This is a genomic window from Nocardioides alkalitolerans (genome assembly GCA_038184435.1).
GTDB lineage: Bacteria > Actinomycetota > Actinomycetes > Propionibacteriales > Nocardioidaceae > Nocardioides > Nocardioides alkalitolerans_A.
Genome location: CP116227.1, coordinates 1,852,202 through 1,866,464 on the forward strand (window position 1 = coordinate 1,852,202; position 14,263 = coordinate 1,866,464).

Annotated in this window: 13 protein-coding genes and 1 tRNA gene; 4 read left to right on the top strand and 10 right to left on the bottom strand. The window is 75.2% G+C overall.

Going from position 1 to position 14,263, the window contains the following annotated elements; translation table 11 throughout:
* Window positions 1–10: 10 nt before the first annotated feature.
* Window positions 11–1,003 (top strand): cobalamin B12-binding domain-containing protein, encoded by a 993-nt coding sequence (locus tag PIR53_08890; GenBank protein WZH54091.1) that lies wholly within the window; start codon window positions 11–13, stop codon window positions 1,001–1,003.
* A gap of 53 nt (window positions 1,004–1,056) precedes the next feature.
* Here the strand turns inward: PIR53_08890 and PIR53_08895 are convergent.
* From PIR53_08895 to eno, 7 genes are all read right to left on the bottom strand, one after another.
* Window positions 1,057–1,130, bottom strand: a tRNA-Leu gene (locus tag PIR53_08895).
* A 16-nt stretch (window positions 1,131–1,146) separates the two neighbouring features.
* Complete coding sequence (gene def, locus PIR53_08900) at window positions 1,147–1,731, bottom strand: peptide deformylase (GenBank protein ID WZH54092.1); 585 nt, start codon at window positions 1,729–1,731, stop codon at window positions 1,147–1,149.
* Complete coding sequence (locus tag PIR53_08905) at window positions 1,728–2,246, bottom strand: ACT domain-containing protein (GenBank protein ID WZH54093.1); 519 nt, start codon at window positions 2,244–2,246, stop codon at window positions 1,728–1,730. The genes def and PIR53_08905 overlap by 4 nt, the downstream gene beginning before the upstream one ends.
* Window positions 2,247–2,307: 61 nt before the next feature.
* Complete coding sequence (locus PIR53_08910) at window positions 2,308–3,219, bottom strand: exopolyphosphatase (protein WZH54094.1); 912 nt, start codon at window positions 3,217–3,219, stop codon at window positions 2,308–2,310.
* The gene (locus PIR53_08915; protein ID WZH54095.1) at window positions 3,216–3,749 is read right to left on the bottom strand and encodes a DUF501 domain-containing protein; all 534 of its coding nucleotides are present in this window, start codon (window positions 3,747–3,749) and stop codon (window positions 3,216–3,218) included. The genes PIR53_08910 and PIR53_08915 overlap by 4 nt, the downstream gene beginning before the upstream one ends.
* Window positions 3,746–4,369, bottom strand: coding sequence for a septum formation initiator family protein (locus PIR53_08920; protein WZH54096.1), 624 nt, complete (start codon window positions 4,367–4,369; stop codon window positions 3,746–3,748). Before PIR53_08920 ends, PIR53_08915 begins: the two co-directional genes overlap by 4 nt.
* Window positions 4,370–4,460: 91 nt before the next feature.
* Window positions 4,461–5,738 carry a phosphopyruvate hydratase gene (eno, locus tag PIR53_08925; GenBank protein WZH54097.1) on the bottom strand — a complete coding sequence of 426 codons (1,278 nt, stop codon included), beginning with the start codon at window positions 5,736–5,738 and terminating at the stop codon, window positions 4,461–4,463.
* Window positions 5,739–6,036: 298 nt separating this feature from the next.
* On the opposite strand from eno, the gene PIR53_08930 reads away from it, so the two are divergent.
* From PIR53_08930 to PIR53_08940, 3 genes are all read left to right on the top strand, one after another.
* Window positions 6,037–9,789, top strand: a complete 3,753-nt coding sequence (locus PIR53_08930) for an esterase-like activity of phytase family protein (protein ID WZH54098.1) — start codon at window positions 6,037–6,039, stop codon at window positions 9,787–9,789.
* A 201-nt stretch (window positions 9,790–9,990) separates the two neighbouring features.
* Window positions 9,991–10,647: a MazG family protein gene (locus PIR53_08935; GenBank protein ID WZH54099.1), complete on the top strand. Its 657-nt coding sequence runs from the start codon at window positions 9,991–9,993 to the stop codon at window positions 10,645–10,647.
* Window positions 10,647–11,201 (top strand): DUF2867 domain-containing protein, encoded by a 555-nt coding sequence (locus PIR53_08940; GenBank protein ID WZH54100.1) that lies wholly within the window; start codon window positions 10,647–10,649, stop codon window positions 11,199–11,201. The genes PIR53_08935 and PIR53_08940 overlap by 1 nt, the downstream gene beginning before the upstream one ends.
* A gap of 67 nt (window positions 11,202–11,268) precedes the next feature.
* Here PIR53_08940 and PIR53_08945 read toward each other — a convergent pair whose 3' ends face one another.
* The 3 genes from PIR53_08945 to PIR53_08955 form a co-directional block, all read right to left on the bottom strand.
* Window positions 11,269–13,212, bottom strand: a complete 1,944-nt coding sequence (locus PIR53_08945) for a beta-propeller domain-containing protein (protein ID WZH54101.1) — start codon at window positions 13,210–13,212, stop codon at window positions 11,269–11,271.
* Window positions 13,213–13,350: 138 nt separating this feature from the next.
* Entirely contained in the window at window positions 13,351–13,593 is a 243-nt protein-coding gene (locus PIR53_08950; protein ID WZH54102.1) for a hypothetical protein, read from the bottom strand.
* A complete protein-coding gene (locus tag PIR53_08955; protein WZH54103.1) occupies window positions 13,590–14,222 on the bottom strand; it encodes a hypothetical protein in 633 nt (210 codons plus the stop codon). Before PIR53_08955 ends, PIR53_08950 begins: the two co-directional genes overlap by 4 nt.
* Window positions 14,223–14,263 lie beyond the last annotated feature (41 nt).

Here is a 14,263-nt window from a genome sequence, read left to right on the forward strand (position 1 = left end):
GACCCCGCCGATGGTCGAGACCGCCGTGCAGGACCGGTACTGGGACCGTGTCGTCCACAACGACGGGGCCGGCGCCCGGGCCGTCGTCGACGCCGTCCTCGCCGGTGGCACGTCGCTGTCCGGCGTCCTCACCGACCTCGTCGGTGACGCCCAGCGGCGCGTCGGCTCGCTCTGGGCCGCCGACGAGTGGACCGTCGCCCGGGAGCACGCCGCCACCGCGGTCAACGAGCAGGTCGTGCACCACCTGCGCCGACGAACGCGCTCGCTCCGCGACGCCTCGGCCGCCCGTACGGCGCGGGGGACGGCCCCCCTGCTCGTCGTGTGCGCCGAGCGGGAGTGGCACGCCCTGCCGGCCCTCATGCTCACGGCTCGTCTCGAGCACGAGGGTCACCTGGTGACCTACCTGGGCGCGGACGTCTCCACGCTCGCGCTGCAGCGCGCCATCGCCGACCACGAGCCGCGGGTCACGTTGGTGAGCGCCTCGCTGGCGTCGTCGCTGGTGTTCGCCCGGCGCCACGTGGAGACGGCCACCGCCTCCGGCGTTCCCGTCGTGGTCGGCGGCGCCGCCTTCGACCCCGCCGGGCTGCGGGCCCGCCGCATCGGGGCCACGGCGCAGGCCCTCGACCCCGCGGACGTCGGGGCCCTGCTCGACACCCTCCCGCGACGGGTGCCCGCCGTGGCACCGCTCCGCAGCGAGGCCGCACGGGAGGCCTTCGCGCTGCTGGCGGGCCTCGGGATGCACGCCGACGTGGTGGGCCGGCGGGTCGCGCGGCACGGGGGTTCCGGCACCACCGCCGTGCTCGACCAGGTGCCCCACGTGCTGGGCGCCCTCGCCGCCGCCCTCCTCACCGACGACGCCAGCATCCTCGTCGAGGCGCGCGCGTGGCTCGACGACATCGCCCGGGCCCGTCGGGTCGACCGCGCCCTCATCCGGGAGCTGTGGAGCTCCGTCGCGTCGGAGCTGCGCGACTACCCGCTGACCAGCACCGCACTGGCGGCCTGAAGGAGCAGGGCTCGCCCTCGGGGCGCGCGCCGGCGGGGTCGCCGCCTGAAGGGTGCCCCCGGTGGGACTCGAACCCACAACACGCCGGGTTTAAGCCGGCTTCCTCTGCCGGTTGGGACACGGGGGCCGGACGGAGCGCGACCCTACAGGTAGGTCTTGCGCTGGTAGATCGCGTGGGCGCCGGCGACCTTGTCGAGGAAGAGGAACCCGTCGCAGTGGTCGATCTCGTGCTGCAGGGCGCGCGCCTCGAAGGCGTTGGCGGTGACCTCGACCTCCTCGCCGGTGCCGGGGAGCTGGCCGCGCACGACGATGCGCGAGGGCCGCTTGACGTCGCCGGTCAGGTCGGGGACCGACATGCAGCCCTCCCGGGCCTTCTCGTTGCGGCTCGAGGTCACGACCTCGGCGTTGCACAGCACGAAGGTGCCGTGGTGGTCGCGGGTCTTGGGGTGCTCGGACACGTCGACGCAGAAGACCTTCACGCCGACACCGACCTGGGGCGCGGCCAGGCCGACGCACCCCGGGCTCACGCGCATGGTGGCGACGAGGTCGGCGGCGAGCTGCACGGTCTCGGGCGCGGTGGGATCGACGCGCTCGCCGTCGGTTGACAGGACGGCGGCCGGCGCGCGCACGACGTCAAGCACCCGGCCCTCGACGCCGAGCTCGGTCTCGCTCCAGCCCGCGACCCGGGCGTCGACCTGGTGCGCGGCGCCCTCGGGGGTCTGGCTCACAGCTCGTCGGCCTCCGCGGCGCGCAGGGTGACACCGACGCCGAGGCGGGCGGCCTCCTCCGTCAGCGCGGTGCGCAGGGCCTCGACGTCGACCCCCGCGGGGAGGTCGACCTCGGCCAGCAGGACGTAGAGGTCCCCCGAGAGCCGGGTCGTGAGGTCGGTGACGTTGCCGCCGACGCCGGCGACGACGGCCACCACGCCGGACACGATGCCGGGACGGTCGCCCCCGTGGACGGTCAGCACGTGCGGCGCGCCGCCCGCACCGGCCGCGTGCTCGCCCGACACCTCGCGCACCGTGACGGTCAGCGAGCCGTCCTCCGCGAGGGGCGCGAGCGCGTCGGAGATCCGGCCCTCGGTCGCGCCACCGGCGCAGATGAGCGTCATCGCGAAGTGGCCGCGGAGCAGGGTCATCGAGGTGTCCTCGATGTTGAGCCCGAGGTCGGCGAGGACCGCCGTGGCCTGGGCGATGATGCCGGGACGGTCGTGGCCGAGGACGGTGATGGCGTGCTGTGTCACCGCGGCATCCTCTCAGTCCGGGACGGCACCCGCACGTCGGGCCCCTTCGTCCGTCCCGCCGTCAGTCGACGAGCGACGCGGCGATCCCGTCGAGGATGTCGGCCACCGACAGCGTGAGCTCGTCGACGCCCGCGCGCTCGAGCACCCGGTCGAGGATGAGCGCCCCGGCACCGATGACGTCGGCCCGCCCGGGGTGCACGTGACCGAGCCCCCGCCGCTCCTCGACCGTGAGGGCCAGCAGCCGCTCGACCTCGGCCCGCACGGCGTTCCGCGGTACGACCGCCTGGTCCAGCAGCACCGGGTCGAACGCTGGCAGGCCGAGCGCCCCGGCCCCCACGGTCAGGGCCGTGCCGGCCACGCAGACGACCTGGGCGACGCCGGCGACGTCGACCGGGCTCGCGTCCAGCGCCGCATCGACGTCGGCGAGGAGCCGGTCCACCTCGGCGCCGGTCGGCGGGTCGCCGTCGAGGTGACGCTCGTGCAGCCGCACCGACCCGACGTCCATCGAGTGCGCCCCCGACGGGACGAGCACGCCGTCGGCACCGCGGTCGCCGCGCACCAGCTCCGTGGACCCCCCGCCGATGTCGACGACGAGGACCGGGAGCCGGGGGGCGTGACGCAGGTGGGCCACCGCACCACCGAACGACAGCGCGGCCTCCTCGGCGCCGCTCAGCACCTCGGGCTCGACCCCGAGGCGCTCCAGCACCCCGGCGCGGAACACGTCGGCGTTGGAGGCGTCGCGGGTGGCCGAGGTGGCGCAGAACCGGAGGCGCTCGACGTCGTGGGCGGCGATGATCGCGGCGTACTCGTCGAGCGCCGCGAAGGCCCGCTGCACGGCGGCGTCGTCGAGCCGCCCGGTGCGGTCTACGCCCTCGCCGAGCCGCACCATCCGCGACGTGCGCACCACCGCGTGGGGCGGGGTGCCGACGAAGAGCTTGATGGTGTTGGTGCCGCAGTCGATCGCGGCGATCACGCGTCGTCCCGCGGCTCGGTGGCGTCGGCCCCGGGCGCGACGCACGGGCCGGAGGCCCACCAGTCGCCGAGCTCGTCGAGCACCTCGTCGCCGAGCGGGTTGACGCCGCGGCCCTGGGCCAGCGACTGGCCCGCGAGCACGTGGAGGCACTTGACGCGGTCGGGCATGCCGCCGGCCGAGATGCCGGCGATCTCCGGCACGCCGCCGACCTGCGGCTCGAGCTCGGCGCGGGCGGCGAGGTAGCGCTCGTGGGCGGCGCGGTACGCCGCGGCCAGCTCCTCGTCGTCGCCGAGGCGCGCCTGCATCTCCTTCATGGTGCCGCCGCCCTCGAGCGTGCCGATGCGGGAGGCGGCGCGGGGGCACGTCAGGTAGTACGTCGTGGGGAACGGCGTGCCGTTGGGCAACCGCGGCAACGTGGTCACCACGTCGGGGTTGCCGCACGGGCAGCGGTGCCCGATGCCCGCGATGCCCCGCGGCTCCCGCCCCAGCTGGGCGGCGATGGCGGCGCGGTCGGCGTCGGAGACGCTCACTCGGTTCCTTCCTCGGTCTGCTCCGGCGGCGGGACGATCTCGTCCGCCGGCTGCTGCTCGGCCTCCTCCTCGGCGGCGGCCTCCGGGTCGCCCGCGGCCTCCACCGAGTCCCACGCGGTGTCCCACCACGCGGGCGGGACCTCCTCGTCGGGGGGCGCCACCACGGGCTCCGAGAGGCTGGCGTCGTCCCCGCCGAGCGGCTCGCCGTCCCGGCCGATCACCACGTAGGACGTCTCGCCGGGGTTCACGTAGTCGAGCCGCTCGCGAGCCTGCTGCGCGACGTACCCGTCGTCGTCCCAGCGGCGCGCCTCGCGCTCGTACGCCTCGATGTTGGCGCTCTTCTCCTCGATCTGCGCCCGCAGGTCCTCGAGGTGGGCGCGCTGCGTCAGGTAGGCGCGCAACGACGACGCGTAGGAGACGGTGAGCACCGCCAGCACGAGCACGAGGATCGCGGCCCGGCCGGTGAAGCGGGGGCGCGGGCGGCCGGCGCCGCCGGCGCGGGCCGTCGACGGACGTCCGCCGGGCGGGGTGCTGCCCCGGCCGCCCGCGCGGGCGCGGCCCGGCCCCGTCCCGGCCCGGGGACCGGAACCGCGGGTGGTGCGACGACGCTCGTCGGCCACGGCTCTGCTCCTCTCGGGCGCGGGACGGGGTGGGCGGGGCACTGCTGGGTGCTGCTGGGTTCTGCTGGGTTCTGCTCGGTGCTGCGGTGGGTCAGGCGCGGTAGCGCGGGAACGCACCGGCGCCGGCGTAGCGCGCGGCGTCGCCGAGCTCCGACTCGATGCGGAGCAGCTGGTTGTACTTCGCCACGCGCTCCGAGCGGGCCGGGGCGCCGGTCTTGATCTGGCCGCAGTTGGTGGCGACGGCGAGGTCGGCGATGGTGACGTCCTCGGTCTCGCCCGAGCGGTGGCTCATCATGCAGCGGTAGCCGCTGCGGTGGGCCAGCTCGACCGAGTCGAGCGTCTCCGTCAGGGAGCCGATCTGGTTGACCTTCACCAGCAGGGCGTTGGCCTGGCCGCCGCTGATGCCGCGCTGGAGGCGCTCCACGTTGGTGACGAAGAGGTCGTCGCCGACGAGCTGCGTCTTCGAGCCGAGGCTGTCGGTGATGGCCTTCCAACCGGCCCAGTCGTCCTCGTCCAGCGGGTCCTCGATCGAGACGATCGGGTAGGCGGCGACGAGCTCGGCGTAGTACGCCGTCATCTCCTCGGCCGACTTCGACGCACCCTCGAACGTGTAGACCCCGTCCGTGCAGAACTCGGTGGCGGCGACGTCGAGCGCGAGCACGATGTCGGTGCCGAGCTGGTAGCCGGCGGCACCGACGGCCTCGGCGATGAGGTCGAGCGCGGCGCGGTTCGACGCCAGCTCCGGGGCGAAGCCGCCCTCGTCGCCGACGCCGGTGGCGAGGCCGCGCTTCTTGAGCACCGCCTTGAGCGAGTGGTAGACCTCGGCGCCGCTGCGGACGGCGTCGGAGAAGCTCGGCGCGCCGATCGGCGCGATCATGAACTCCTGGATGTCGACGTTGGTGTCCGCGTGGGCGCCGCCGTTGAGGATGTTCATCATCGGCACGGGGAGCACGTGGGCGTTGGGGCCGCCGACGTACTTGTAGAGCGGGAGGCCCGCGGACTCCGCCGCCGCCTGCGCGGTGGCGAGCGAGACGCCCAGGATCGCGTTGGCGCCGAGGTCCGCCTTGTTGGGCGTGCCGTCCAGCTCGAGCATCGTCTGGTCGACGAGGCGCTGGTCGTCGGCGTCGAGGCCGACGATCGCGGGCGCGATGCGCTCGGTCACCCCGTCGACGGCACCCTGGACGCCCTTGCCGAGGTAGCGGTCGCCGCCGTCGCGCAGCTCGACCGCCTCGAACGCGCCCGTGGAGGCGCCGCTCGGGACGGCTGCCCGACCGAGCACCCCGTCCTCGAGGAGGACCTCGACCTCGACGGTGGGGTTGCCGCGCGAGTCGAGGATCTCGCGGGCGCCGACGGCGACGATGCTTGCCATGTTGCTCCTGGGACGGGGGTACGCCGCGTGTCGGCGTACGACGGGCCGGACGGTGGCCACCGGGGTTGGCCCGGGCGACCGCCGGTCAGCCTAACGAAGCCGCGACCTCCGCGAGGCCAGGCGTGCCGCAGCGCGCCGTGCGGTGTCGCCGAGCGTTCACCCAGCGGCCACCGCGGGGCATCCCGAGCGTCGTCGGACGCACCGGCGGGTGACCCGAAGATGCGCGCGGGACGGCGCGACCTGCGCCGGACCCGCCCCGTCGCCCTGTCGTCACGCCGACCCCCGAAAGGGAACCCGCATGTCCCTCCGGACCGTCCGCCGCTCCGTCGGCGCCACCGTCACCCTGGCCCTGGGCGCCGCCGTCCTCGCCGGCGTCGAGCTGGGCTCCCCCGGTCTCGCCGCGGCCGCCGTGCGCGGCCCGGTCGCCCCGCTGGCTGCCGCCGCCCCCACGGCGCCGGTGGACGGCGCCACCTACTTCGACCGCACCGCGACGTACCCCGTCTACCTCAACCGGCCGTACGGCGAGCCCGTCGCGACCGAGACGGTCGCCGAGATCTCCGACGTCTCCGACGACGGCCGCACGCTCTACTACACCGACGCAGCCGGCCAGCGGGTCGGCGTGCTCGACATCTCCGACCCCGCCGCGCCCGTGGGCCGGGGGACGCTCGACCTCACGCGCTACTTCGACGCCGGCACCCCCGTGCAGCCGACCTCGGTCGCGGTCGTCGGCGACCACCTGCTCGCCGTCGTGGACACGAGCACGTCGTTCACGGCCCCCTCGGGTGCGCTCCTCGCCGTGCGCACGAGCGACGGGAGCCTCGTCCACCGCATCGACCTGGGCGGCCAGCCCGACTCCATCGCCATCAGCGCCGACGGCGCGTGGGCCGCGATCGCCATGGAGAACCAGCGGGACGAGGACGCCAACGGCGCCGCCCTGCCGCAGGCCCCGGCCGGCTTCCTCCAGACCGTCGCCCTGGGCGGCGACCCGTCGACGTGGACGGCCCGCCCGGTCCCGTTCACCAACCCCGACGGCAGCGCCCTGGCGGCCTTCGCCGCGGCCGGCATCGACACCCCCGTCGACCCCGAGCCGGAGTACGTCGCGGTCAACGCCGACGGCAAGGTCGCGGTCACCCTGCAGGAGAACAACGGCGTCGTCGTGGTCGACCTGCCCACCGGCACGATCGAGAACGTCTTCTCCGCGGGCAACGCCCGGGTCAGCGGCATCGACACCACCTCCGACGGGGTCTTCAACCCGACGGGGTCGCTCGACAAGCCGCGCGAGCCCGACGCGATCGCCTGGGTCGGCGACGGGCTCGTCGCGACCGCCAACGAGGGCGACTGGAAGGGCGGCACGCGCGGCTGGACGGTCTTCGACGCCACCAGCGGCGACGTCGTCTGGGACGCGGGCAACAGCTTCGAGCAGATCGCCGTGCGCCACGGCCTGTTCAACGACGCCCGCGCGAAGGCGTCGTCGAAGGGCACCGAGCCGGAGGGCCTCGCGTTCGCCGAGGTCGGGGGCACGCCGTACGCGTTCGTCGGCTCCGAGCGCAGCAACTTCGTCGCGGTCTACGACATGACCGACCCGCGGAACCCGGTCTTCCGCCAGGTGCTGCCCGCCACGAACGGACCGGAGGGCATCCTGCCGATCCCGGGACGCGACCTGCTCGCCGTGTCGTCGGAGACCGACAACGCCGCCGCGGGGGTGCGCGCCAGCGTGAGCCTCTTCGAGCTGGGCGCCGACGCGCCGTTCTTCCCGTCGATCGTGGCGGGCGACGTGCCGGGCAGCGACCCGGCGCAGCCGATCGGGTGGGGCGCGCTCAGCGCCCTCAGCGCCGACCCCACGAACCCGGACGTCCTCTACGCAGCGAGCGACTCGGCGTACAAGCCCGGTCGCGTCTACACGGTCGACGTGTCCGGCACCCCGGCGGAGATCACCTCCGTCGTCGATGTGCGGAGCTCCGCGGGCACGCCCCAGAACCTCGACATCGAGGGGCTCGCGGCACGCCCCGAGGGCGGGTTCTGGCTGGCCAGCGAGGGCGCCACCGGGCCCGCCAACTCGCTGGTGCGGATCGACGCCCAGGGCGTCGTGCAGCAGACGGTGAGCCTGCCCGCCGACGTCACCGCGGGGCTCAAGAACTGGGGCCTCGAGGGCGTCTCGATCGCCCAGGGCTTCGCGAACGAGACCCTGTACGTCGCGCTCCAGCGCCCGCTGGGCACCGGCGTCAGCGGGGCGACGCCGGAGGCCACCACGCGGATCGGCCGCTACGACACGGTGACCGGCGAGTGGACCTGGTTCGGCTACACGCTCGAGCAGACGAGCACGAGCGGCGACTGGGTCGGCCTGTCGGAGATCGTGACCGTCGACGCCGACACCGTCGCCGTCATCGAGCGGGACAAGCTCAACGGCCCGAACGCCCGGATCAAGCGCGTCTACACGGTCGACCTGCCGGCCGGCACCCCCGGCACGGTCACGCCGGTGGAGAAGGAGCTGGCGGTCGACGTGCTGCCCGTCCTCACCGAGCAGCACGGCTGGACGCAGGAGAAGCTCGAGGGCCTCACCATCGCCGCCGACGGCGAGGTGTACGCGGTCACCGACAACGACGGCCTCAAGGACGCCACGGGCGAGACCCAGCTCATGCGCCTCGGCCGCGCGCTCGACACCGAGCTGGCCACCACGACGACCATGCTCGCGGCGCAGCAGACCGGGGCGGGCGCCGTACGCCTCTCCGCCACGGTCACCGGTGGCAGCGCCGCCGGCGAGGTCGAGTTCCTCGAGGACGACACCGTCGTCGGCACCGTGCCGGTGACCGCGGGCGCCGCGACGCTCGACCTGACCGGCGTGGCGCTCGGCCCGCACTCCTACACGGCCCGGTTCGTGCCGGCGGCCTCCTCGGGCCTCGCGGCGTCGACCTCCGACCTCGGCACCGTGACCGTCACGACCACCACCACGACGACCCTCACGGCCGCCGCGCTCAACCGCGACGTCGCGAACCTCACCGTCGTCGTCGCCCCGGCGGCGGCCACCCCGGTCACCGGGCGGGTCGTCGTGCGCCAGGGCGAGACCGAGGTCGCCTCCGCCGACCTGGTCGACGGACGGGCCAGCCTCCAGGCCGCGCTGCCGCCCGGCCGCCACACCCTGATGGCGACCTACGTCCCGGCGGAGGGCGCGCACGCCGCCGGCTCCTCGTCGACCTCCACGGACGTCACCGTGCTCACGTCGTCGACGACGCTCCTCACCGCGGTGTCCTCCGGCGCCGGCCGGGCCCAGCTGCGGGCCGTGGTCACGCCGCGCACCGAGTCCCCGGTGCTCGGCAACGTCGCCTTCTTCGAGGGCGTCCAGCTCGTCGGCGTCGGCCCGGTGGTCGACGGCCAGGCGACCGCCGACCTCACCGGCGTCAGCGGTGGTGCCCACGCCTACACGGCGATGTACGTCCCCGCGGGCGAGAGCTTCGTGGCCTCCTCGACGTCGGCGGAGGTGGAGCTGGGCGTCGGTGCCGTGACCTCGCTCTACGTCGGAGCGACGCCGGTCGACGCGCCGTACGGCCGCACGCGGACCGTCGGCGTGAAGGTGACCGGCGGCGAGCCGGTCGACGGCGTGGCGCAGGTGCACCTCGGCGGCATCCGCTGGAACGTCACGCTGGTCGACGGCACCGGCCGGATCACCATCCCGGCGGGCCTCGCGGTCGGCACCCACACGGCGCTCGCCGTGTTCGCCGGCGACGAGACCCACGGGGCATCGTCGGGCACGATCGACCTCGTGGTGCGACCCGCGGGGACGCGGATCGACGAGGCGCTGCCCGGCACGATCACGGCCGGCCGGTCGGTGACGAGCTCGTTCTACGTCACGGCGCCCGGGTCGCAGATCCCGGCGCGGGGTGCGCTCCGCATCTACCACGGCGGCCGCCACCTCACCACGGCCGAGGTGCGCAACGGGCGGGCGACGGTGACGCTGCCGGGCCTCGCGCGCGGCACCTACGACCTGCGCGCCGAGTTCGACGGCGGCGGCACGTTCGCCCGGTCGCAGCTCGGGTTCCGCACGGTCGCGCGCTGACCCCCGCGCCCCCCACCCACCCGGGACGTCATGCGGCGCGGTGCCTCGCGCCGGCGGTGCGCATGACGTCCGCGAGGTGGGTGGGTGGGTGGGCGGCGCGCGGACCCACCCGGGACGTCATGCGGTGCGGTGGCCCGAGCCGGCGGCGCGCATGACGTCCGCCGGCTGCGGTGCAGCCACCCCGCTCCTAGGCTGGGCGACGTGGACGCCGCCCCCGCTCCCGCCCCGACGTCGGAACCCGCGCCCGGCCACGCCCTCCTCGACCTCGTCGGCGTGATGGCCCGGCTGCGGCGGGAGTGCCCGTGGAAGGCGGAGCAGACACACCGGTCGCTGGCGCGCTACCTGCTCGAGGAGGCCCACGAGGTGCTGGAGGCCCTCGACACCGACGACCCGGCGCTGCTGCGCGAGGAGCTCGGGGACCTGCTGCTGCAGATCTACTTCCACGCGGCGATCGCCGCCGAGCGGACCGACGCCACCGCCTTCACCATCGACGACGTCGCCGCCGACCTCACGGCGAAGCTGGTGCGCCGGAACCCGCACGTGTTCGCGGCCGATCCGGCCGACGGCACTATCGACGCGGCCGCCGTGAACGAGAGGTGGGAAGCCGTGAAGGCCACGGAGAAGACCCGCACCGACCCCACCGACGGCCTGCCGCCGACGTTGCCGGCGCTGCTGTGGGCCGACAAGGTGCTCGACCGCTCGTCGCGGGCCGGTACGCCGCTGGACCTCGCCCCGCGCCGTACCGGCCCCGCCGCTGACGCGATCGGCGACCGGCTCCTCGGGCTCGTCGCCGAGGCGCACGCGGTCGGTGTCGATCCGGAGCAGGCGTTGCGCGACGCCGTGCGGGTGCGGCTCTGATGGCCGCGTCCCGACCCGTCGGGCCGGTGCGGCGCCTGCTGCCGCGTCCCGGGGTGAGCGAGCGGCACGTGCGGGTGGACGTGCCCCTGGCCGACGCGTGGCGCGTCGTCGCGGCTCCCCCGGCACCGGGCAGCGGGCGCTGGTACGCCGACGCCGCGCCCCTCGTCTTCCGCGGCCGGCTCGACGACGCTGCCCGGACCGTGCTCGGCCCGCCCCCGGCGGCGCCCGTGGCGCCACCGGGCCCGGCCGCCGGCGAGGGCCTGCTGCGGCCCGGCGACGAGGCGGGCTTCTGGACCGTGCTGGAGGCGGACCCCGCGGCGTACCGGCTGCGGCTGCACGCCCGCGTCCACGCCCCGGGGACGGTGCGGATGAGCGCCTGGCTCACCGGCCTGTCGGGGATGCCGGGCGCGTGTCGCGTGCACGTGCGGATCGGGTTCCGGCCGCGGGGCCTCGTGGGTGCCGGCTACCTCGTCGCCGACCTGCCGGCGCGCGAGGTCGTGGTCGAGGGCGTCGCCCGGCGCCTCGCGGCGGACGTGGCGGCGGGCGCGGCCTGACCCCCTCCGCGGGACGTCATGCGGGGCGGCGGCCCCGAGCGCCGCAGCGCATGACGTCCCGAGGGGGTCAGAAGTCGACGACGTCGCCGACGGCGCGGTTGCCCTCCGCGACGCGGACGACGGCGGACTCGCCGACCAGCCAGATGCGGTCGTCGGCGACGAGCACGCGGCGTACGCCGGCGTAGCCGCTCGGCATGCCCGTGGCGTCGATGGTCGGACCGCGCTCGAGCAGCCCGGGCGCGACGTCCACCGACTCGACCGTCGCCTGCGGTCCGCGGCCCCAGCCCTGGGAGGGCAGGTAGGCCCGGTCCTGCCACAGCAGGAACGCGCGGTGGTCGCCCTCGACGGGCGACTGCCGTCCCTCCCACGTCACCGTGGTGACCTGCCGCGGCGTGCTCGGGTCGGTGATGTCGAACAGCGACGCCTGGAGGCCGGTGGTGCGGCCGTCCTCGGTCGCGTGCTGCCCGACGCCGAGGAGCATGCCGTCGTCGAGGGGGTGGAGGTACGCCGAGTAGCCCGGCACCTTCAGCTCCCCCGCCAGCGTCGGGGCCGTCGGGTCGCTCGTGTCCACGAGGTAGAGCGGATCGATCCGGCGGAACGTGACGACCGCGGCCAGGTCGGGTGAGAGGAAGCGCACCGCCTGGATCTGCTCCGTCAGGCCCAGCCCGTCGACGCGTCCGGTCTCGACGAGACCCTCCCCCGGGCGCTCGGCGAGCACGACGAGCGAGGAGCTGGGCGCCTCGCCCTCCTCGTTCCGCGTCACGGCGACCCGCACGACGCCGGCGGCCTCGTCCACCGCGAACTGGTTGACGAGACGCCCACCGACGCGGCCGGAGCCGACGTACGTCGTCGCGCCGGGCTCGCTGATGTCGAAGGCGTGCAGGTCGGACGAGGGCTCGTCGTCGGCGTCGTCGGCGCCGCGCACGGCGGACCACGGCGACGAGGCCACGATCATCCGGTCGGTGGAGGCGTAGACGGTGTCGCCGGAACCGACGACGCCCGCCGACGAGGTCGGCGCGGTGCCGCCGCCGATCTCCAGGCTCGCCACGGAGACGGTGGTGAACCCGCTGAACGCGGTGGGCACGCCGACGTCGCCGCAGCCGAGGAGCGGTTCGACGTCGCCCCCGTCGGTCGAGAGCTGCGGCAGCCAGTCGGCGATGGTGCTGGCCTCGATCAGGTCGCGGTTGGCCTCGAGCGCCGCGTTCTCGTCCGCGAGCGAGCGACCCTCCGGCTCCACCCAGTCCAGGCCGGGGGGTTCGCTCACCATGACGAGCCGCACGGTGTCGCCGACGAGGCGGGCGCTGCGGTACTCGCCCTCGACCCGCGTCGAGCGCACCACCTCCGGTGCGGCCGGGTCCGTGAGGTCGACCTCGGTCAGCACGGTGCGGGCCGGACGCCCAGCCGGGTACGCCGAGTCGCCGACCTCGGTGTCGAGCGGGACGTAGCCCGCTCCCTCCTGCCCCAGGACGAGCAGGGTCGAGTCGCGGAGCAGCAGCTCCGACGGGAGACCGTCGTCGGGAAGGTCGAGGGTGGCCAGCGCCTCCGCCGACGCGACGTCGACCACCCGCACCTCGCCGCCGGCGATCGCGACCAGCACCTCACCGTCGGTCTTGACGATGTCGGCCTCGTCGACGCCGTCCTCCTGGGTGTTGGTCGCCGACGTGCCGTGGTCGGGACCGATGTAGCCGCCGCGCGGGAGGACGCCGGACCGCGGGGCGACGGAGTCGGCGCTGGCCGCGAAGTCCGACTCGAGGCTCGCGCCGAGGGCGGCGTGCTGCCGGAGCATGCCGATGCCCTCCAGCCCCCACGCCGTGACGCGCTCCAGCGCGTTCTCCTGGAAGTACCCGAGCAGGTCGTCGCAGCCCGCGAAGCGGACGAGGCTCGCGACACCCGTCGGGCCCGCGGGGTCCGGTGCGGCGTCGGGCGTCGACGTACAGGCGACGAGGAGCAGCGGGGCGGTCACCACCGCGGCCATGCCACCGCGGCGCAGGGTGTCGGTCGTGCGGTTCATGCCCCGGGGACGCGGGAGGCGGGCTGGTCGGTTCCCCGGCTGACCGGGGAAAGTGTCGCTTTGACCATCAAATTTGATGGTCAAAGCGGCGTGTTCCCCGGCTGACCGGGGAAAGTGCCGCCCGATCGTTCGCTCGGTCTAGAGCACCCAGAGGTCGAGCGCCTGCAGCCCGAAGCCCGCGAACACCGACGCGAACCCGACGACGTGGAGCCGCTTCGACGCCGGCGTCGTGTGCCGCACGGACGGGTGCCGCGGCCACTCGCCCGAGCGCTCCTTGGCGTCGCGGTAGCGGCTGTCGAGCACCTGTCCCCGCCACACCAGCGACCACCCGGTCAGGATGCAGACGAACGCGGTGATCGGGACCAGGGTCGCGGCGCTCACCCCGCGGAGCCGCCGCACCGCTGCGCGGCGGGCAGGGCGGCGACCTCCTCGGGCGTGGGCGGGTCGTCGAGGCTGAAGGTCGCGCCGAGGGCGGTGTCGCTCGCGGCCACGCTCACGCCGTCGCCGCCGGTCGACACGGCGCCGTCGGCGTAGCTGCCCACCGCCGGGTTCACCGTCACGTCGAGGTCGGCGAGGGTCGAGGAGGCCACCTGGCCGACGGTCGGGTCGGACAGCGCGTTCGACACCGTCAGAAGCCGCACGGTGAACGAGGCGACCTCCGCCTCCGCGCCGGCGGCCTGCATCTCGCGGGCGATCTCGTCGGCGGCCGGTGGCCGGTCGAGGGCATCGGGGCCGGCCGCCTCGGTCAGCGCCGCGTCGTAGAGCCACAGCTCCGTCAGCCCGCTCCGCACGATCGCCCGCGGCACCGCCTCAACGCCGACCTGCGCGACGTAGTCGCAGTACGCCGCGGTGGCGGCGTCCAACCGGTCCACCGTCAACGTCGCGTCGCCGGCGGTCGCCGCGGTGCGGGGGTCGCTGTCGCACCCCGCGAGGAGACCCCCGCCGAGGAGCACGACGGCGGTGGCGGCCAGGACGCGGGTGCCGGCACGGGCGCGGGACGAGGTGACCACGCTCACACCGTAGCGGCCCCCTTCCCGCAGGTCACGCGTCC